General features: G+C 64.1%; 17 protein-coding genes and 1 tRNA gene. 12 read left to right on the top strand and 6 right to left on the bottom strand.

Annotation, left to right across the window (positions count from 1 at the left end):
- Positions 1-22: 22 nt before the first annotated feature.
- Entirely contained in the window at positions 23-679 is a 657-nt protein-coding gene (locus AC1RQC_RS04290; RefSeq protein ID WP_416049381.1) for a glutathione S-transferase family protein, read from the bottom strand.
- Between the two features lie 502 nt (positions 680-1,181).
- Between AC1RQC_RS04290 and AC1RQC_RS04285 the strand changes: the two genes are divergently transcribed.
- The gene (locus AC1RQC_RS04285; RefSeq protein WP_492810905.1) at positions 1,182-2,396 is read left to right on the top strand and encodes a polyhydroxyalkanoate depolymerase; all 1,215 of its coding nucleotides are present in this window, start codon (positions 1,182-1,184) and stop codon (positions 2,394-2,396) included.
- A gap of 45 nt (positions 2,397-2,441) precedes the next feature.
- On the opposite strand, the gene AC1RQC_RS04280 is transcribed toward AC1RQC_RS04285, so the two are convergent.
- Complete coding sequence (locus tag AC1RQC_RS04280) at positions 2,442-2,927, bottom strand: cupin domain-containing protein (RefSeq protein WP_492810903.1); 486 nt, start codon at positions 2,925-2,927, stop codon at positions 2,442-2,444.
- 256 nt (positions 2,928-3,183) lie between these two features.
- Between AC1RQC_RS04280 and AC1RQC_RS04275 the strand changes: the two genes are divergently transcribed.
- The 3 genes from AC1RQC_RS04275 to AC1RQC_RS04265 all read left to right on the top strand — a co-directional run bounded on the left by AC1RQC_RS04275 (position 3,184) and on the right by AC1RQC_RS04265 (position 6,944).
- On the top strand, positions 3,184-4,119 hold the full coding sequence (locus AC1RQC_RS04275) for an aldose epimerase family protein (RefSeq protein ID WP_492882531.1): 936 nt from the start codon (positions 3,184-3,186) through the stop codon (positions 4,117-4,119).
- A gap of 353 nt (positions 4,120-4,472) precedes the next feature.
- Positions 4,473-5,738: an O-antigen ligase family protein gene (locus AC1RQC_RS04270; protein WP_492882530.1), complete on the top strand. Its 1,266-nt coding sequence runs from the start codon at positions 4,473-4,475 to the stop codon at positions 5,736-5,738.
- Between the two features lie 336 nt (positions 5,739-6,074).
- A complete protein-coding gene (locus AC1RQC_RS04265) occupies positions 6,075-6,944 on the top strand; it encodes an acyltransferase (protein WP_492882529.1) in 870 nt (289 codons plus the stop codon).
- A gap of 1,464 nt (positions 6,945-8,408) precedes the next feature.
- Here AC1RQC_RS04265 and AC1RQC_RS04260 read toward each other — a convergent pair.
- Entirely contained in the window at positions 8,409-8,720 is a 312-nt protein-coding gene (locus tag AC1RQC_RS04260) for a hypothetical protein (RefSeq protein ID WP_492882528.1), read from the bottom strand.
- A gap of 126 nt (positions 8,721-8,846) precedes the next feature.
- Between AC1RQC_RS04260 and AC1RQC_RS04255 the strand changes: the two genes are divergently transcribed.
- Positions 8,847-8,921, top strand: a tRNA-Gly gene (locus tag AC1RQC_RS04255).
- A 75-nt stretch (positions 8,922-8,996) separates the two neighbouring features.
- Positions 8,997-9,764 carry a tRNA (guanosine(46)-N7)-methyltransferase TrmB gene (gene trmB / locus AC1RQC_RS04250; protein WP_492373296.1) on the top strand — a complete coding sequence of 256 codons (768 nt, stop codon included), beginning with the start codon at positions 8,997-8,999 and terminating at the stop codon, positions 9,762-9,764.
- Between the two features lie 109 nt (positions 9,765-9,873).
- On the opposite strand, the gene AC1RQC_RS04245 is transcribed toward trmB, so the two are convergent.
- The 3 genes from AC1RQC_RS04245 to AC1RQC_RS04235 all read right to left on the bottom strand — a co-directional run bounded on the left by AC1RQC_RS04245 (position 9,874) and on the right by AC1RQC_RS04235 (position 11,811).
- Entirely contained in the window at positions 9,874-10,755 is an 882-nt protein-coding gene (locus tag AC1RQC_RS04245; RefSeq protein ID WP_492810897.1) for an undecaprenyl-diphosphate phosphatase, read from the bottom strand.
- Between the two features lie 191 nt (positions 10,756-10,946).
- The gene (locus AC1RQC_RS04240) at positions 10,947-11,507 is read right to left on the bottom strand and encodes a DUF1439 domain-containing protein (RefSeq protein ID WP_492373294.1); all 561 of its coding nucleotides are present in this window, start codon (positions 11,505-11,507) and stop codon (positions 10,947-10,949) included.
- 19 nt (positions 11,508-11,526) lie between these two features.
- A complete protein-coding gene (locus tag AC1RQC_RS04235; RefSeq protein WP_492827742.1) occupies positions 11,527-11,811 on the bottom strand; it encodes a YkgJ family cysteine cluster protein in 285 nt (94 codons plus the stop codon).
- 168 nt (positions 11,812-11,979) lie between these two features.
- Here AC1RQC_RS04235 and AC1RQC_RS04230 point away from each other — a divergent pair, with 168 nt between their 5' ends.
- The 6 genes from AC1RQC_RS04230 to AC1RQC_RS04205 all read left to right on the top strand — a co-directional run bounded on the left by AC1RQC_RS04230 (position 11,980) and on the right by AC1RQC_RS04205 (position 19,912).
- Complete coding sequence (locus AC1RQC_RS04230; RefSeq protein WP_492882527.1) at positions 11,980-12,771, top strand: TetR/AcrR family transcriptional regulator; 792 nt, start codon at positions 11,980-11,982, stop codon at positions 12,769-12,771.
- Positions 12,768-13,901 carry an efflux RND transporter periplasmic adaptor subunit gene (locus AC1RQC_RS04225; protein WP_492827744.1) on the top strand — a complete coding sequence of 378 codons (1,134 nt, stop codon included), beginning with the start codon at positions 12,768-12,770 and terminating at the stop codon, positions 13,899-13,901. Before AC1RQC_RS04230 ends, AC1RQC_RS04225 begins: the two co-directional genes overlap by 4 nt.
- Before the next feature lie 12 nt (positions 13,902-13,913).
- Entirely contained in the window at positions 13,914-17,120 is a 3,207-nt protein-coding gene (locus tag AC1RQC_RS04220; RefSeq protein WP_492373290.1) for an efflux RND transporter permease subunit, read from the top strand.
- Between the two features lie 189 nt (positions 17,121-17,309).
- The gene (locus tag AC1RQC_RS04215; RefSeq protein ID WP_492373289.1) at positions 17,310-17,963 is read left to right on the top strand and encodes a protein-L-isoaspartate O-methyltransferase family protein; all 654 of its coding nucleotides are present in this window, start codon (positions 17,310-17,312) and stop codon (positions 17,961-17,963) included.
- A gap of 14 nt (positions 17,964-17,977) precedes the next feature.
- Positions 17,978-18,301 carry a rhodanese-like domain-containing protein gene (locus AC1RQC_RS04210; RefSeq protein WP_043348625.1) on the top strand — a complete coding sequence of 108 codons (324 nt, stop codon included), beginning with the start codon at positions 17,978-17,980 and terminating at the stop codon, positions 18,299-18,301.
- A 123-nt stretch (positions 18,302-18,424) separates the two neighbouring features.
- Positions 18,425-19,912 carry a TolC family outer membrane protein gene (locus AC1RQC_RS04205; protein ID WP_492373288.1) on the top strand — a complete coding sequence of 496 codons (1,488 nt, stop codon included), beginning with the start codon at positions 18,425-18,427 and terminating at the stop codon, positions 19,910-19,912.
- Positions 19,913-19,979 lie beyond the last annotated feature (67 nt).

Here is a 19,979-nt window from a genome sequence, read left to right as displayed (position 1 = left end):
CTTCTTTCTCCTGGCAAGAAGGTCAGAACTCCACTTCGAGTTCGCTGATTTCGTCGGGCTCCTTCTTCGCCGCGGCGATCCATTCCTGCAACTCCGGCATGGCCAGGATCTGCTTGCAGTACTCCACCGGCGCCGGATCCAGCATCACGCCGTAGGTCACGAAGCGCGTCACCACCGGCGCGTACATCGCATCGGCCATGGTGCGCGTTTCGCCAAACAGATAGGGGCCGCCGTATTGCGTCAGGCACTCGGTCCAGATCTGCGCGATGCGATCGATGTCGGCCTGCGCGCGCGACCACACCTTGAAGCCAGGAAAGTGCCCCTTCAAGTTCATGGGCAACGCCGCGCGCATGGCAGCAAAGCCCGAATGCATCTCGCCGCAGATGGCGCGGCAATGCGCGCGCGCGGCACGGTCATCGGGCAACAGGCCGGCCTTCGGGCGGACCTCGTTGAGATACTCGGCGATAGCCAGCGTGTCCCACACGGTCACGCCCTGGTGCAGCAGGCGGGGAACGAGAATCGAGGGCGACAGCAGCAGGATTTCCGCGCGCGCCGCGGCGTCATCGGGGGGCACCAGCACCTCCTCGAATTCCAGTCCCGCGAAGCGCACCAGCAGCCAGCCGCGCAGAGACCACGATGAATACGTTTTACTGCTGATGGTGAGTGTCGTCCTTGCCATCCCGCCTCCTTGCCACCTGGAAAAGCCGTTGCACGGCGGGCGAACCCCGTCGTCTGTGTGCCAGCAGACGGTGCGCCCGTGTCTCTCGCTGCAGTGTCGCGCTATGCGTTGTGTGCTTTGTGTTCGCTGCTTCTACTATGAATTTGTACTACATCATGGCGGGGACATAGTTTCTGATTGCGCTTACCTTGCTCTTGCCTTGATGTGGCGCAGAGGCCTGCGCCGCAGCCGAAAAAAGCCTGCATCAGGCGCGCCGTTTCGCGGCTAAAAATCCTGCGGCCACGGCGGCACCGGCACGGTGCGCCGCGCAGCACCAGCATGAGGCAGATGTACTGGCGAAGATCCGCGTGCGCAGTTCGCGCGCGGCGTTTGCGCCGCATACGAACCAGAACAGGTCACCCCGTTCCGCCATACGGGCAGGCCCGCAAGCCTCATGCCAACGCGATTCGCCGTGGCACGCATATTGCGGCTGATGAGGTCAACGCATAAAAGGGGGCGAGCCATGCTGTATCAGGTGTACCAGACTTATGCGGATCTCATGCAGCCCGCCTGCAGCCTGGCCGACATGGTGTCGAACACGCTTGCAGAAAATCCGCGCCTGGCAGGATGCGAGCCGATGCTTGCCACGCGTGCGGCCTGCGAGGTGCTCGCACTAAGCCGCCTGACGCACCATCGCCCGCCGTTCGCCATCGACAGCGTCATGGTGAACGGCACACCGGTACAGGTTACGGAGGAAGTGACCGCGAGCACGCCGTTCTGCTCGCTGTTGCACTTTCGCAAGCACGGTGTCTCCGGCCACCCGCGCGTGCTGCTGGTGGCGCCGATGTCGGGCCACTTTGCCACGTTGCTGCGCGGCACTGTGCAGACCATGCTGCGCGATCATGATGTCTACATCACCGACTGGCACAACCCGCGCGACATCTCGCTGGCGCACGGCCGCTTTGGCTTTGACGAGTACGTCTACCATCTGATCGATTTCCTGCGCGTGCTGGGCGGCGGCACGCACCTGATGGCGGTGTGCCAGCCGACCGTGGCGGCGCTCGCCGCCGTGGCGTTGATGGCGGAGGATAACGATCCGGCGCAGCCGCCGAGCCTGATCCTGATGGCCGGCCCCATCGACGCGCGCATCAACCCGACCAAGGTCAATGAGCTCGCCACCAGCCAGCCCATCGAATGGTTCGAGCGCTCGCTCACCAGCTACGTGCCGCTTCGCTTTGCCGGCGCGATGCGCCGCGTCTACCCCGGCTTCATGCAGCTGATCGCCTTCATGAGCATGAACAGCGAGCGCCACCAGCAGGCTTTCCGCGACCTCTACGATCTGCGTGCCAGCGGCCAGCATGATCGCGCGGATGCGATCCAGGTGTTCTACGAGGAATACTTCGCCACCATGGACCTGAGCGCGGAGTTCTATCTCGAAACCGTGAGCATGGTGTTCCAGGAATTCCTGCTGGCGCAGGGCCTGCTGGACGTAGGCGGTCGCCGCGTGAACCCGCACGCGATCCACCGCACGGCGCTGCTCACGGTGGAGGGCGAGCGCGACGATATCTGCGCCATCGGGCAGACCATGGCCGCGCAGGAACTGTGCGGCAGCCTGCGGCCCTATATGCGCATGCACCACGTGCAAACCGGTGTGGGGCATTACGGCGTGTTCAACGGCAAGCGCTGGGATTCGCAGGTCTATCCGCTAGTGCGCAACGCCGTCTATATGAACGCGTGAGGTTGGACGCATAAGGCCGCGCGGCGCGGCCAGGTAGCCAGGTGTCTAGGCAGCGGTCTGGTCCGCCGGCCACGGCGTCACCGCCGGCACCGCGCACGGACCCTCGACCTCGACGGTGCCAAAATCCGCCGGCCCCACGATCTCCAGGTACTCCATGTCCGGCGAGTAGTCGAACAGAAAATGCGTGATGCCGGGGCGCTGGTGCACGCAATCGCCAGTCGCCACCAGTGTCTCCTTGTCCTCGTACATGAAGCGCGCCCAGCCCTTGAGCATCAGTACCACATGGAACTGCGCCTCGTGCCGGTGCCAGCCGGTGCCTTGCACGGGCGGCTGGTTGGCCTTGACCAGTTGCACCAGCAGCTTGCCGCCGGTAGCCTCGGCAATGCCCAGGTCGCGATACAGGAAGAAATCGCGCAAACCCTGGTCGACGAAGGCAGTGTCTTGCGGGCGCACGTGGGAGAACTTCGTGGGAGAGGCATCCGTGGCGGCATCGCCAGCGGACGCGGTGGACTTGCTGAGGGACTCGGCCATGACAAGCTCCTTTCGCTGAGGGAAACGCACTGCGCTGCGACGCAACATTCACGCCAGCGGCCACGTGCCCACGCAGCGCCGAAAGCGGCGAGAACCGGTCCGAATGTGGCGCACCGATCGCTGCGAAAGGCGCATGCCTGATGGACGCCCGACGCCCCTGCACCCGCCGGGGGCGGAGCCGAGCACCGGAGAGGTGCCGCGGCACGGCGCGCTGACGCGCTATCATGCAGCGATGCCCACTCCCGCCGCAACTTGCATGCCGCCTCTCAATTCTATGCATTTCCAAGGCCAGGAACTGATCCGGGTCGGAGACGATTCCAGTTTCATGCTGCTCGCCCCGCAGTTCGGCGCCCGCCTGGTGCGCTGGGTGCATCGCGGCGAGGACATCCTTTACTGGCCGGAGAACGCCGACTGGTCCCAACTGGCCCGGGTGCGTGGCGGCAACCCGATACTGTTCCCCTTCATTGCCAGGCATTTCGTCGACAGCGCGCCCGGCGCATGGAAAGACGCCAGTGGCACCGTGCGGACGCTGCCGATCCACGGCTTCGCGCGCGACCTGCCCTTCGCGGTCACGCGGTTTGAGGCGGGACGCAGCCTGACCATGACGCTGCAAGCGTCGGACGCAACGCGCGCGGCCTACCCCTTCGAGTTCCTGTTCGAGGTCACCTACCGGCTGCTCGACGACAACCTCGAAGCCACATTGCGCACGCGCAATACCGGCGAGCAGCCCCTGCCTTACTACGCTGGCCACCACTTCTACTTCCCGCTTGCCCACCAGGCGCGCGCCGCGTCCACGCTGGCCATGCCGGCCGCGGAGCTGATGCGCCAGCGCCCCGACGGCTCGCTGGAGGCGAACGGCAAGGGCGCCGAGACCTATCAGCTCGACGACCCGCGCCTGCAAGACACCTTTCACGTCCTGCAGGCGCAGCCTGCGGCGCCGCGCCACTGCACGCTGGCCACGCCGCCCGATGCCACCGCTGCGCATGGCCGCAAGCTGGTGATCGAGCTGGACGCGCCTGGCAGCACGCCGTGGTTCGCGGTCACCACCTGGTCGGAGCGCGCCGACTCCGACTTCTACTGCGTGGAACCCTGGCTCGGCCTGCCCAACGCCATCCACCACGGCACGGGGCTGCGCTGGCTCGCGCCGGGCCAGGAGGAAGCGGCGGTCTGCCGGCTGCGGGTGGCGCCATAAGGCGTCATTGTGCCTTCAAGTTTCCCCCCGATCGGCCGTTGATCGAAATAGCGTCCAGGTCACTCAGAGGCGCTTCGGCGCAGCTCGCCTCGGCCACGTGGCGACGCCGCCTAATAGTGGACAAGCACTTTCCTGACGGAATCCCTCTACGCCGGTCTCTTTTTCGCGGCAGATAGTTTTCAGGTGGTAGGTACTTTGTCTGCCGACACTTGGCGGCCTGCATCCCGAAGCTTGCTGCGGCAACTCGCCCCGGGGCCCCATTTCTCCCCTTCCGCCAGGAGCTACCACCCCATCAACTATAATCGCGCGGTCGCGACGGGCATTCCGCCGCTGTTTAGAGTCAAGCGGAGTTTATGACGTTTCGAGCAACAAAGCTGGCTACCTTTGCCAGTGCCCTGGTCCTGGCATTTCCAATTCTTCTTCTCTGTGTGCCGCGTGGTTCAGGGATCTTTCTGGCCGCCGTGGTGGTGCTAATGTTATGCACTAGCCACCGAATGACCAGGACTTGGGGAACATACCGTGATCTGCTAAATCCCTTGGGTCTGGCCATTCTAGCCCTGATGGTCGTTTATCTCGGATCAAAGGTGTACTTCGGCGTGCCGTGGAACGTGATTGACAACCCGTCAAGAATTCTGCTTGCCCTACTGGCCTGCCTTGTAGTCATGCGCACCACCCCGGATCCCACGGCAATCTGGCGCGGGATCACTATCGCACTGGCAGCTAGTCTCGCAATCGTCGCCATTCAGCACTACACGCTGGGCGAGGAACGACCGTCCGCATGGACACAGGCCATTGCATTTGCCAACATGGTTGCCGCTCTTGGTCTGATCGGCTTTGCTCGACCGGGCACCAGTCGTTGCGCGCACGCGTTGGCCTGGGGGAACCTTGTGCTTGCAGCGATGATCCTGTTCTTGAACGGGACACGAGGGGCGACGCTCGCCATGCTTCTTACCGCGCTTCCGCTGCTCTTTGTCCGGTACCGCGGACTGAGCGCAGCAAGATTCTTTGCTTCAATAGCTCTTTTCGCGGCATTGGGTGTTGGCCTTTATCTGATCCCTAGCGGTCCCGTGGCGCAGAAAATTAATCAGGTGCGCAGTGAGATCGATCGGTTCGAGAAAGGGGATGCGGAAACATCCGTCGGCGCGCGCCTGAAGGTGTGGGAAATTGCGACAAAGTCGATCACCACGCACCCTTGGATGGGCGTGGGCGTGGGGCAGTTTGCCCGCATTCTGCATGCATCTGACTTCTGTGAGAGCACCAAGTCCCCCGTCTGCGATCTGGAGCATGCACATAACGACGTCGTGGAGGCTGCCGCAACCACCGGCCTACCCGGCATGCTGGCGCTGCTGGGTATATTCCTTATTCCTGCAGTCCTGTTTCTGCGAACGTTGCGCGAATGCTGCAGCAATGACAACGCGCTCGGCGTCAGCCTCAGTGGGGCTGGCCTTGGCGTCGTGATGGCAAGCCTGATCAGTGGCTTTACGCAAGTGACGATGGCGCACCAGGCGAACATCGTTTTTTACGCCGGCATTATCGGGCTGTTGCTCGGGCTAGCTGGGGTACAAGCAAAGCTCCCCTCGCGCAGACAAGGCGAATGCCTAAGGAAGCCCTACGAATGAATTGCCAAATAGCTCTCGAACGCAGAAAGCATCAAAAACCATGCTAAAATCCACTCCCAGTAAGCCTTAGTGGGCGTCGTATGATGGCCATTACCTTATTAGCTTCCCAAGCTCGCAAGAATTTCAGTACTGGCGCGGGTTTCCGGCGCGTTTCCGTTCCGCGATTCCTCGGCACCACCTATCTGTAAAGCCGCATAGTGCGTTGATGTGCTTTCGTTTTGCGGAACTGTTCCGCAGCCTACTTCGCCCCCGTTTCTATGCCGCGCGGCGCAGCCATCTGAGCCGGCGTAGTACACTCCCTGCCGCACAAAAATGTCGTCAACACAGGAGAATCGCGTGTCCGCAGGAAAGATCAAGCAAACAGGAGAAGGCACAGTTCGCGTAGGTAATAGCGGATCGATCGGCGAGAACGTGCAGATCATCTTCTCCCGACCGGCCACCGTGGAGATCGGGGATTACGTGTCCCTGGGGGATGGCGTGAAGATGATCATTGATGGCGGTGACGTACGCATCAGCGACTGGACCACCCTGCACGCGGATACCCTTGTTCTATCGAAGACCGGCGTCGAGATCGGGCAGCACTGCTGGTTCGGGCAGAACACTGTGCTCGACGGCACCGGCGGCCTGACAATCGAGAACGGCGTGCGCGTCGGAATGTACTCGCAGCTCTGGTCACACGTCGCGGCCGGCGAGCAGATCGAGGGCTGCACGCTGTTTGGAGAGGCGCCCATCCACATCGAGCCGGATGTCTGGCTGGTGGGCTCGTGCATGGTGGCGTCCGGCGTGAGGATGGGTCACCGCACCATCGCACTCGCTGGATCCAATGTCACGAAGAACTGCGGAGCGAATGTGGTGCTGGCCGGCGCACCCGCCAAGGTGAAAGAGGGGCTGTCCTTCTACAGGGACGTCAGCCTGGACGAGAAATTCGACATGCTAGATAAGTGGCTGCACGAGATTGCGCACTCCCCGCTGATTGAGGCGCCGTCCATGACGCGCGACGATGACGTGATCACCGTGCACTGGGATGACGTGGAGAAGGTGGTATTCTACAAGAACGCCGAGGCGTTCGAGAAGGCTGCGGCCAACTCGACGCGGAAAACGACGCTCTGCTGCGTAGAGAACAAGCGCTACATCAAGGCGCTGACACGCGCCGAGCGCAGCGTGCTGAAACACCTGGCTGGCAATAAGGCGCGCTTCTACGTTTGATAACTCACTTCCCTCTCGGTTTCCGTCGGCATACCTTGGCGCCGGCACGGTTGTGGGCAAGGATTGCCCTCGCCGTGTCATCCGCCAGCAAATCAGCATTGTCCACATAGATCGGCTGCATCTAATTGCACGCCGTGTCAACGATACGCGTGCTGCACAACGATCTGCAGGTCGGCCCGCCTTAATTACTCCATTCGTCGTGCAGCACGCGGTTAGCGTCAGGCTGAGCAGCAACAGCAGAGTCTTCATCTCGCCTCACCTTTGCGTTGTCGGCGCCGGCTCGCGCGGCGTCCTCATTGGACTCGACCGGCAACTTGCGAAGAACATGCTGGAGTGCCTGACACAGCCACCTCCACAATGGATGACGATAACGTCGCTACCTGCCAAAAACATCGTCGATTCGCCAAACCCCGCGGTATCGGGATTCACAGTGGTTGACAGCACAACGGAGCGAACACCCTCTGCGAAGGATAGAAGACGATGCTCGACCGGATCGTAGTCAGCCGCAGAAAGGCGATGATATCGATACTGTGCGAAATGTCGGACAGGTCCGTATATTCCACGGCAAAGGCAATCGGTGCGCTCCTCGTCTCAGCAAAGCTAGCATTGATTTCGGGATTGCGAAGCGCAGCGGCACGCGCCTCGCTATATCCGATACTGTCGATGTCGGCCGCGCGACTCCCAACGTCGTACAGGCACCAGCTCCGATCGAAGGAACCCAGCGTCCTGACAATTACCTCAGGACTTGCCGCCAACACAGAAACGCTGTCATGACTGTCCAGTGGAATACTCCTTCGTGAATCACCGCATCGGGAATACTGGGCCGAACAAAGGTCTGCGTTAGATCTGTCTTGATCTGATTACCGGTCTGCTGCGATAACTTGACACGAACATCGCGAATGTCGAACGGCGAGTCATTACGAACCTCGATCCACAATGAAGACTTGGCTTCCCCGAGCCTTGGTCGGAGCACAATGCTCACAGCCGACAGCCGAGTAGGATGCTCGCCATCAGCAGCTGGCGCTGCGAGGTTTCCCATGCGTTCAGTTTCAAGCTGTGCTGAATGACAATGCAGGGCGCACTGTCGGTCTGAAACTGTCGAATGTCCTGGAGGACGTCCTTGTCGGCAGCCGTCGTCTCCCTAGCATCGATATAGTATTGCGGCCACATGGGCCATGCGTTGCTTGACCAAGCTCTGCCCCGACGGCCGCGGCTCCCGAAAGGAACAGCGACGTGAACGCGACACCTACGCTTCTCGCCATCATGGTCGAGACCCTCATTTCCGCACGATCCTGTTCGTGCTGCTGCCCCGCCTCGAACGCTGGTCGAGCTTCCGATAGGACGAGACGCCGGAAGCAGCGGGCATCTCCGCGTAATTGTCGCTGCTCTTCCCATCGGTGGTCTGCGTGATGATTTCAGTCTCCTGCACTGGTGGTGAGGCCGCCATAGCAGCCGAAGGCTGAGCTAGGCGACTCTCGTCGTCGTGCACAGGGGCGCGGGCCGGGATGCCGGCTTATACATGAACGCGATCGCACCGATCAGCAGCGCCGCGATCATCACGATCGCAACCAGTTGGCTTCCTGACTTGAATTTAAGGAGCGCCTTCTTCCCATCGACTTCGATATGCGATTCGGAATGCCCAACAATTTCCGGTTCTTGCTCTTGCGCCATTTTTACCATGAGTGCCGATACTCGATCGAATATCGGCACTCCCCACCGAAGCTTGAACGATTGGGCACACTGAGACGATGCCCGCAAACGAAGCAATCCGGCCATACACCGGCTCGTTGAAGTGCCGCCAGCGTATCCAGCGCTCGGTGTAGCCTTGTATGCACTTTTCACGTCAGCGGCCAGCACCATTGCTTGCGCTCCCCCCAGAATTCCGCGTAGAATCGCGGTTTCGCGGGCGTCGTATAATGGCCATTACCTTAGCTTCCCAAGCTAAAGACGTGGGTTCGATTCCCATCGCCCGCTCCACATCAGATTGAGACGAGCCGCCTTCGCCACTGGTCGCATGCCCGATCAGGATCGCCCGGCGGCTTTTTTGTTGCCATGCTCCCCCAAGACCCCAGTTCCGACCCGACGCCAGCCGACGACGCTGACAACGCGCCCGCCAAGGCTGCCGACGGCAGCGACGTGGCACACCCGCGCCGCATCCGTTCCTTCGTGCGCCGCGCGGGGCGAACCTCCACCGGCCAGCAGCGTGCCATCGATGACCTGGGGCCGCGCTTCATCCTGCCCTACGCACCGCAACCGCTCGACTGGGAGGCCACGTTCGGCCGCGCCGCGCCAGCGATCCTCGAGATCGGGTTCGGCATGGGCGAGACCACCGCGCATATCGCGCAACTGCGCCCTCAGGACAACTTCCTGGGCTGTGAAGTGCATGAACCCGGCGTGGGCGCCCTGCTCAAGCTGCTGGGCGAGCGTGAGATTGGCAATGTGCGGATCATGCCGCATGACGCTGTGGAGGTCATCGCGCACATGCTGACGGCATCCTGCCTGGACGGCGTGCATATCTTCTTCCCCGACCCGTGGCACAAGAAGCGCCACAACAAGCGGCGCCTGGTGCAGCCGCCGCTGGTCAAGCTGCTGGCCAACCGCCTGAAGCCGGGCGGCTACCTGCACTGCGCGACCGACTGGGAAGAGTATGCCCATCAGATGGTGGAAGTGCTGTCGGGCGAACCCACCCTGACCAACACCTCGGACGCCGCCGGCGGCTTTGCGCCGCGGCCGGACTACCGCCCGGTGACCAAGTTCGAGCGCCGCGGCGTGCGGCTGGGCCATGGCGTGTGGGACGTGGTGTTCCGCAAGCGGGCCTGAAGGCGAAGGCCGCGCCGCACGCCGGCGCACCATGAAAAAAGCGTGGCCTTGAGCCACGCTTTTTTCATGGTGCGACAGTTGTCGCCGGTACTATCTACCGCTACCGCCTTCAGGCGTGCCAGGCGATCAGCCCAGAGTATGCCGTCGCCAGCACAACGATGCCGAAGATGATCCGGTACCAGGCAAACGGCTTGAAGTCATGGGTGGCGACAAAGCGCAGCAGCCAGCGCACGCACAAGAAGGCGGACAGGAAGGCGAAGACGAAGCCGATGCCGAAGATGCCCAGGTCGTCGGCGGACAGCAGTGCGCGCGACTTATACAACTCGTAGACGGTGGCGCCGAAGATCACCGGGATCGCCAGGAAGAAGGAGAACTCGGTGGCTACCTGGCGCGACAGCCCGAACAGCATGCCGCCGATGATGGTGGCACCTGAGCGCGAGGTGCCCGGGATCAGCGCGAAACACTGCGCCAGCCCGACCTTGACCGCATCGCGCCAGTTCAGGTCGTCTACCGACTCGATCCGCGGCGCGCCGGCCTTGGCGGCCTCCAGCAGCGCATTGCCCTGCGGGTGCGATACCTGGCCGCGATGGCTTTCCCGCCATTCGGCCCACAGGATCACCACACCGCCGATGATGAATGCGGTGGCCACGGTGATCGGGTTAAACAGGTGAGCCTTGATCCACTTGCCGAATACCAGCGCCAGCACGATCGCCGGCACGGTGGCCACGATCACGTTGATGGCAAAACGCCGGGCCTTTTCATCGGTGGCCAGTCCGCCCACCACGGTGACGATGCGGTGGCGGAACTCCCAGCAAACCGCCAGGATGGCACCGAACTGGATCACGATCTCGAAGATCTTGCCCTTTTCATCATTGAAGTCGAGCAGCTGGCCGGCGAGGATCAGGTGACCTGTGCTGGAGATGGGCAGAAACTCGGTCAGTCCTTCGACGATGCCGAGGATCACAGCTTTCAGGGCGAGGGCAATATCCATGCTGATTGGAATGTGTGGAATGCTGAATGGAAGAGCGAAGGAAAAGCCAAGGACAGGCGAGCAAAAGGGAAACGGGCAACCGTCAGCCCTATGTCATCAGCCACGCGCCAGGCGCCAGGAATCACAACTATCCGCCACGACCATGACACCGCAGTGGCTGCGCAACGTGCATGCCTGGGCGCGGCGCGTCATCAAGGCCGATTGATCTTGACGTTGATCCCGTTGGGCAAAACGGTGATTGTACCGGGTTCGACACTGGTGCCGGCGAGGCGCAGCTCGTCGGGACGGAAGGTATAGAGCGGATAGCCTTGCAGCAACTGCTCCGCAAGGATGCCGCCGAGCGCGTTGAACTGGCGCGTGAGTTGAGGCGGCAGGCCTTTGACGTCGAACTGCTGGACCTGCGGGTCCTGCAGCACCACCGCGCGGCTGGCCGGGTCGTAGCGCAACCCGCTGTCCAGCGCGAAGCGGCCGGTCATCGGCTCGCCGGAGAACAGGCGGTTGTTCACTGTCGCGTCGAACTGCACGTTCACCCGGTTGCGGCTGGGGTCGAGCGTGAGCTGCGGGTTGGCGAGCTGGATGTCGAACAGCTCCATATAGCGCTTGTTGAACGGAAACTTGCGCTCCAGGGCCGATTGCAGCTGGCTCTGCGAGAAGGTGTAGTCGTTGCCCATCATGCCGCAGCCGACGAGTGCCGCGGCCAGCGCGGCGCCGGCGCTTGCTGCCAGCCAGCGCCGGCGATTGATCATGACCATCTGTTTGTTCCTTGCGGGTTCAGGCTGTGCGGCCAGGCGCGGTGGCAACCTCGAGCTGCGTCAGCCAGGCCAGCGCATGCCCGCGGGTTTCGCCGCACATGTCGGCAGAGGGCTTGAGCCCGGCGCAAAATGCCGGCCGCGTGGGCTCGCCAAAAATCGCGCAGCGCCGATCGGGCAGCAACTGCACGCAGGGTATGCCGGCCGGCTTGCCGCCGGGCATGCCGGGAATCGGCGAGGTAATGGAGGGCGCGGTGCAACAAGCGCCACAATCGGGCCGACAGGAGAGTTCAGACTGGTGGGACATGGCAAAGGTTCAGGCGCGGACGACGCCCGGCAGCCCGTATTGTGCCCCATGCGGTGCGGCCCTTCCCGCGCTTGACCACTGGATTGCGCTCCACTACATTACTGACCCAAGAGTTATTTATTAGCAAATCTCGCGGAGCGCCCGCCCGCAGAGGTGCACAGCGCCCCAGTGAAAAACCCGCCAGGCCAGAGCCAGAATCAGGAATCCGCCAACACCAAACGCTGGGCTCGCCGCAAGGCCGCGCGCCCACAGGAACTGGTGGCCGCCGCGCTCGATCTCTTCGTCGAACGCGGCTATGCGGCCACCCGGCTGGAAGATGTCGCCGCCGCGGCGGGCGTGTCCAAGGGCACCGTCTATCTGTACTTTGCTAATAAGGAAGAGCTGTTCAAGACAGTGGTGCGCGAAAACCTGGTGCCGACCCTGACCAGGGGCATCGACCTGGTGGAGAGCTACCAGGGCTCGACGCCGGAGTTGCTCAGGGAATTGCTGCGCGGCTGGTGGGGCCTGGTCGGGGCGACGCCGGTGGCCGGCCTGACCAAGCTGATCATGGCCGAATCCAGCCATTTTCCTGACATTGCCCAGTTCTACCACGAGGAAGTGGTGCTGCCGGGCGATGAGTTGTTCGCGCGCGTGCTCAAGCGCGGCGTGGCGCGTGGCGAGTTGCGCGACATGCCGGCCAACCCGACCACAACGCTGATCTGCGCGCCGCTGATGTTCCTGATGCTGTGGCAGCGTGCGTTCAGCGCGTCGTCGCGCATCGAGATCGACCCCGAGGCGTTCCTCGACAACCTGCTCCAGATGTTGCTGTTCGGCCTGACCACCGGCGCGGCGCGCGATACGCCGCTGCCGCCCAAGGTCGGCCCCTACGTCTGGGAACAGATACAACAAGAAGCCCTGGCACAAGCGCAGGGGCAGCAGGCCGCGCGGGAGATCCCTGCGCCGCCGCCGGAGACCGCATGACCCGACGCAAGAAGATCCTGATCGCTGCGATCGCCACCATCGCGGTGGTTGCCGTGCTCAGCGCCGCCGCCGCCGTGCGCAAGGCAAGCAATGGCAAGCCTGGCGCGGCCCCGGCTGCCGCAGCTGCCGCGGTGCAAGACCTGGTGGAGTTCCTGCCATCCGACCTGGTCGAGGCCACCACGCAAGACTTGCGCGTGTCGCTGCCGCTGTCGGGCGGGCTGCGGGCGCTCAATCAGGCCTCGGTCAAGGCCAAGGTCGCGGGCGAGGTACAGCAAGTGCTGGTGCGCGAGGGCGAAGCCGTGCGCGCCGGCCAGGTCATCGTGCGCATCGATGCGACCGAATACCAGGCCAAGGTGGCGCAGGCGCGCGGGCAGATGCTGGCGGCGCGCGGCCAGTATGAGAATTCGAAGCAGACCTTCGAGCGCAACCGCGAGCTGGTGGCCAAGGGCTTTATCTCAAAGACTGCCTTCGACAGCTTCCAGAGCAACCTGGACGTGGCGCACGCCAATCTCGACGCCGCCCAGGGCGGCCTTGAAGTCGCGCAGAAAGCGCTCGCCGACACCATCGTCAAATCGCCGCTGGATGGCCTGGTGGCCGCGCGCGCGGTGCAGCCGGGCGAGAAGGTCTCGCCCGACACGCGCCTGATCGACGTGGTCGACCTGCGCGCGCTGGAACTCGAGGCGCCGATCCCCATGGCGGATGTGGCTCGCGTTGCCGTCGGCCAGGCCGTGCAGCTCGACGTGGAAGGCAGTGGCCGCTTCGAGGGCAAGCTGGTGCGCATTAACCCAGCGGTAAGCCAGGGCACACGCAGCATCATGGTCTATGTGCGAGTGGACAACCCCGAGGCGCGCCTGCGCGCGGGCATGTTCGCCCAGGGCTCGCTGGTGCTTGGCCACCACGCCGGCGTAGTGGCGGTGCCAGCCACAGCGGTGCGCAACGATGGCGAGCGCGCGTTCGTCTACAGCGTGGAGAATGACGTGCTGGCTGAGCGACAGGTCAAGCTTGGCATCCGCGACGATGCCAGCGGGCTGGTGGAAATCACCGGCGGCCTGGCCACCGGCGCCAAGGTGGTGCGCAACAACCTCGGCACCCTGCGCGCGGGCAGCCGCGTCAAGCTGGTCAAGGCGTAGGAGCCCCCGCCCATGTGGTTCACCCGCCTGTCCATCCACAACCCGGTGCTGGCCACCATGATGATGATGGCCTTCATCGTGATCGGCCTGTTCTCGTACCAGCGCCTGCCGGTTGACCAGTTCCCGGACATCACCTTCCCCATCGTCGTGGTGCAGACCGAGTACCCAGGCGCCGCGCCGGAATCGGTGGAATCCGACGTCACCCGCAAGATCGAGGAAATCGTCAACACCATCTCGGGTATCGACGAGATTTTCTCGCACTCCTACCAAGGCACCTCGGTGGTGGTGATCAAGTTCGACCTGTCCGTCGATGTCGGCCAGGCCGCGCAGGACGTGCGCGACAAGATCGCGCTGATCCGCCCGCAGTTCCGCGACGAGGTGAAAGACCCGCGCGTGCTGCGCTACGACCCGTCGGACGCACCGGTGTTCTACCTGTCCGTGTCGAACGCGCCTGGGGCCGAGCGCACGCAGCGCGAGCTGACCACCATCGCCGACCAGATCGTGCGCAAGCGGCTGGAGACCGTGCGCGGCGTGGGCGCCATCAGCCTCGTTGGCGGCACCAAGCGCGAAGTGGAGATCCGTATCCGCCCCGCCCAGCTGGAGGCGCTCGGCATCGGCGTGAACCAGGTGATGGACGCCATCCGCAACGAGAACCAGGAACTCCCCGCGGGCGAGCTGCGCTCCACCTCCACCGAGACGGTGGTGCAGATCAAGGGCCGCGTCATCACGCCGGATGCCTTCCGCCACATCATCGTGGCGCGCCGGGCCGGCCAGCCGGTCACGCTGGAGCAGGTGGCCGACGTGCGCGACGGCGAGGAGGAGCAGGAGAGCCTGGCCATGCTGGACGGCAAGCGCGCACTGTTCCTGGCGGTGGTGAAGGCACAGGGCCAGAACACGGTCGACACCGTCGATGGCCTGATCAAGATGACCGATGAAGTGCGCAAGCTGCTGCCCGCGGGCGTGCAGCTCACCGTGGTCAACGACGCCGCACGCGGCATCCGCAGCAGCGTCAAGGAAGTCCGCTCCACGCTGCTCGAAGGCGCCTTCCTGACCGTGGCCATCGTCTTCCTCTTCCTCGGCTCGTGGCGCAGCACGGTCATCACCGGGCTGACCCTGCCGATCGCGCTGATCGGCACGTTCGGCGTGATGTACATGTTTGGCTTCACGCTCAACGTGATCACGCTGATGGCGCTGTCGCTGTGCGTGGGCCTGTTGATCGACGATGCCATCGTGGTGCGCGAGAACATCGTGCGGCACAACCTGATGGGCAAGAACCATCGCACAGCAGCGCTCGACGGCACCAACGAGATCGGGCTGGCGGTGCTGGCCACCACCTTCTCCATCGTGGCGGTGTTCCTGCCGGTGGGCTTCATGGGCGGCATCATCGGCCGCTTCTTCCACCAGTTCGGCGTGACTGTCGTGGCGGCGGTGCTGATCTCCATGTTCGTCTCGTTCACGCTGGACCCGATGCTTTCCTCGGTCTGGCACGACCCCGACCTGCACGGCACCGGCAACAAGAAGAGCCTGTACGGCCGCACCGTGGGCCGCATGCTGGACTGGTTCTCGGCGCGCATGGATGCGCTCGGCCACGGCTATGGCTCGATGCTGGGCTGGGCGCTCAAGCACCGGCTGGCCACCGCCATCATCGCGGCGGTGACATTCTTGGGCAGCTTCGCGCTGGTGCCGCTGATCGGCACGGAATTCGTACCGGCCGCCGACCTGGGCGAAACCCAGGTCGGCTTCACCACGCCAGTGGGCACCTCCCTGGCCGTTACCGAAGCCAAGGTCAGGCAGGTGGAAGCCGCGCTTAAGGCCTTCCCCGAGGTGGCCTACACCTACGCCACCATCAACTCGGGCAATACCTCCGGGCGCAACAACGCGCTGGTGTCGGTGCGCCTGACCGAGCGCCGCGCGCGCAAACTCACCACCAAAGAGCTTAACCCGATGATCCGCGAGCGCATGGCCAGCATCGCCGGCATCACGCTGACCATGGTCGGCATGCCGGATGGCGCCGGCGGGCAAAAGGCGCTGCAGGTGTCGATCCAGGGCGATGACCTGGAAACGCTGCGGCGCCTGTCGCTGGAAGCCAGCCGGCGCATGGCCGCCGTGCGCGGCCTGACCGACCTCGACTCCAGCATGAAGGACGACCGCCCCACCGTGGAAGTGCGCATCCGCCGCGAGCTTGCGTCCGACCTGGGCGTGGGCATCGTGCAGATCGGCAACGCGCTGCGCCCGCTGCTGGCCGGCGACGCCATCAGCTCATGGCGCGCCCCCGACGACCAGAACTACGACGTGCGCGTGCGCCTGCCCAAGGACGCCCGCACCGGCATGGCGGATCTCAGCGCGCTGATGATCGCCGGCAACCAGACCAACACCGACGGCTCGCCGCGCATGGTGCCCCTGCGCCAGATCGCCGAACTGGTGCCGACCACCGGCGCCAACCAGATCAGCCGGCGCGACCTCTCACGCGAAGTGGAGCTGACCGCGAATACCGCCGGGCGCTCGCAAGGCGAGGTGGCACGCGAGGTCAAGGCGGCGCTGGATGGCATGAACTGGCCGGCGGGCTACAAGTACCGCTTCGGCGGCTCCACCAAGTCGATGAACGAGTCGTTCGGCTTCGCGGTGTCGGCGCTGGCGCTGGCGGTGATCTTCATCTACATGATCCTGGCCTCGCAGTTCGCCAGCTTCTTCCAGCCGATCGCCATCATGACTTCGCTGCCGCTCACGCTGGTGGGCGTGTTCGCGGCACTGCTGCTGTTCCGCTCCACGCTCAACATGTTCTCCATCATCGGCTTCATCATGCTGATGGGGCTGGTGACCAAGAACGCCATCCTGCTGGTGGATTTTGCCAACCAGGCCCGGCGCGGCGCCGACGGCCAGCCACCGATGTCGCGCGAGGCCGCGCTGGTTGCCGCTGCCCGGGTGCGGCTACGGCCAATCCTGATGACCACGCTGGCCATGATCTTCGGCATGGTGCCGCTGGCCTTCAGCCTGGGTGAAGGCGCCGAGCAACGCGCACCAATGGGCCAGACGGTGATCGGCGGCATCATCACCTCGTCGATCCTGACCCTGGTGGTGGTCCCGGTGATCTATACGTACCTCGACGACTTCAGCGCGTGGCTGGGCCGCAAGTGGCGCGGCAAGCAAGCTCAGGCGGCTTCCGCCACCGCGCCGGCAGCCGACGACACGGCGGCGCACAAGCCAGCAAGCGCGGAATGAGGCAAGCCAGCCCGGAATGCCTCAGCCAAGGCCGGACTGCGGCATGGAGGCCACAACTTGGGCGACGCGCTTGGGCAAGTGTCTTGGCGCGGGGTTAAAATGTCAGGTTTGACGGATTTCCCCGGCCCCTCGCACCGCGCGGCCGGAACTCTGAACTGATTAGCGGTTGGCATTGGAAGGAATGGCAAGATGGACCTCGAGAAAGCCCGATTCAATATGATCGAACAGCAAATCCGCCCCTGGGATGTGCTGGATCAGGAAATCCTGGACCTGCTGGCGGTAGTCAAGCGGGAACAGTTCGTGCCGCAGGCTTATGCCGCGCTGGCCTTCGTCGACATGGAAATCCCGCTGCCGGGCGGCCAGAACATGCTGGCCCCGCGCGTGGAAGCCCGCATCCTGCAGGACCTGGCCGTGCGCAAGCATGAACAAGTGCTGGAAATCGGCGCCGGCTCTGGCTACATGGCTGCCCTGCTCGCCCACCGTGCGCGCCACGTGCTGACCGTGGACATCTTGCCGGAACTGGCCGAGCTGGCCCGCAAGAACCTGGCCGATGCCGGCGTGACCAATGTCGACGTGGCCCAAGGCAATGCCGCCACCGGCTGGGCCGCGAGCGCCCCCTACGACGTGATCTGCATTTCCGGCGCGTTGCCCTCGGTGCCCGCGTCCATCCTGTCGCAAGTCAAGGTCGGCGGGCGCATTGCCGCCTTCGTCGGCGCGCTGCCGGCCATGGAAGCGCAGATCATTACGCGCGTCAGCGAGAACGAGTACAAGACTGTCAACCTGTTCGAGACCGCCATCACGCCGCTGTTGGGCGCAGAGCAGCCGTCGCGCTTCCATTTCTGAGCGGGAAACAAGACATGCAGGTAATCAACGCGCCCGAACTGGTGCAATGGCTGGCGGATGCCAGCCGGCCGCAGCCGGTGCTGCTCGACGTACGCGAAGGCTGGGAGGTGCAGACCTGCGCCATGCCCGGCATCACGCATATCCCGATGGGCCAGATCCCGGCACGTGCCGGCGAGCTTGACGAAGACGCAGATATCGTCTGCATCTGCCATCACGGCGCGCGCAGCATGCAGGTGGCAAGCTTCCTCGAGCGGCAAGGCTTTGCCAAGGTCTACAACCTGACCGGCGGCGTGCACGCCTGGGCCGAGCAGGTCGACCCGGCCATGCCGAAGTACTGAGCACAGCAAGAGCACGGCAAGCATCACCCCCAGGGCGCCGGCCTCCTGCGGCGCCAACTCCCTTGAACGCTGATCGTTAGAAACGTTAGCCGCGCGCCCGATGCCCGGCAGACTGGAGATGTCATGAGGTTTGCGCTTTTCCCTGCGCGGGGCGTGCCCAAGACGCGCCTGGCACTGACGGGTTCCCTGCTTGCGCTGCTGCATCTGCCGGCCGCGCATGGCGCCGACTTGCTCCAGGTCTACCGCGACGCACAGGCCAACGACGCGCAGTTCGCCAGCGCGCGCGCGCAGCTGATGGCCAGCCAGGAAAAGCTGCCCCAGGGACGCTCCGGCTTGCTGCCGCAGGTCAGCGGCACGCTAAACGCCACGCGCACCAATGTGGATCAGACCGTGCCCTTGGTGTCGGACCGCTTTATCAACAACAATAACTGGTCGCTGCAACTGATCCAGCCGCTGTTTCGCTGGGATCGCTGGGAAACCTACAAGCAGGGCGAACTGGCCGCGCTGGCTGGCGAGGTGACCTTCAGCCAGGCGCAGCTCGACCTGATCACCCGCACCTCGCAGGCCTACTTCGACGTGCTGGCCGCGCAGGACAACCTCTACCTGGCCGGCGCGCAGAAGAAAGCCATCGGCGAGCAACTGGCGCAGGCCAAGCGCAACTTCGAGGTCGGCACCGCCACCATCACCGACGCCAATGACGCGCAGGCCCGCTACGACCTCGCCACCTCGACCGAGATCGCAGCGCAGAGCGACCTCGAAATCCGACGCGCCAACCTGCAGCAGATCACCAGCAAGCCGGTCGACGAACTGCTCGGATTGCGCACCGCCGCGACGCTGCCCGGTCCGCAGCCGCCCGATGTAAACACCTGGGCCAGCCAGGCCGAGAACACCAACCCCCAGGTGGGCCTGGCACGCTACAACCTCGACTCAGCCCAGCGCGAGTACAACAAGGCACGTTCCGGCCACTTGCCCTCGGTCGACCTGGTCGCGTCGTACGGCTTTGTCAACTCCACCGGCAACGCCGCGCAACAGGTCAATATCTCCAGCCGCTACAACAGCGCCCAGATCGGCGTGCAGCTGAGTGTGCCGATCTACACCGGTGGCCAGATCCAGTCGCGCGTGCGTGAAACCGCCGCGCTGGCCGACAAGGCCGCCAGTGACCTCGAGTTTGCCCGCCGCACCGCCGCCCAGAGCGCGCGCCAAACCTACTCGGGCGTGTCCAACGGACTCGCCCAGGTCAAGGCCCTGGAAGCCGCCGAGCATTCCGCGCAGAGCGCCGTGGAATCCAACCAGCTCGGCTACGAAGTCGGCGTGCGCATCAACATCGACGTGCTGAACGCCGAAGCGCAGTTGTTCTCCACCCGCCGCGACCTGGCCAAGGCGCGCTACGACACCATCATGAACGGGCTGCGCCTGAAGGCCGCCACCGGAGCGCTGACCGAGGACGACGTGGTGCAGATCAACACCCTGCTGACCTCAACCCCGGGCTCGATGTACAAGCTGCCGGAGAAGGTCAAGCTTGGCACGGCATTGCCGGCAGGCACGCCACCGGCAAAGCGCCCTGCCACGCGCAAGGAGGCGATTGCCGGAGCGCCCGCGCCACGCAGCTGAGTGTGAATGCCGCAAGCCTGGCAGCAATCGGCATCCGCTCAAAACAAAAACGCCGCGGCTGTGAACC

The sequence above is a fragment of the Cupriavidus sp. GW822-FHT03E04 genome (assembly GCF_058801495.1).
This window is presented reverse-complemented; position numbering and strand designations above follow the sequence as displayed.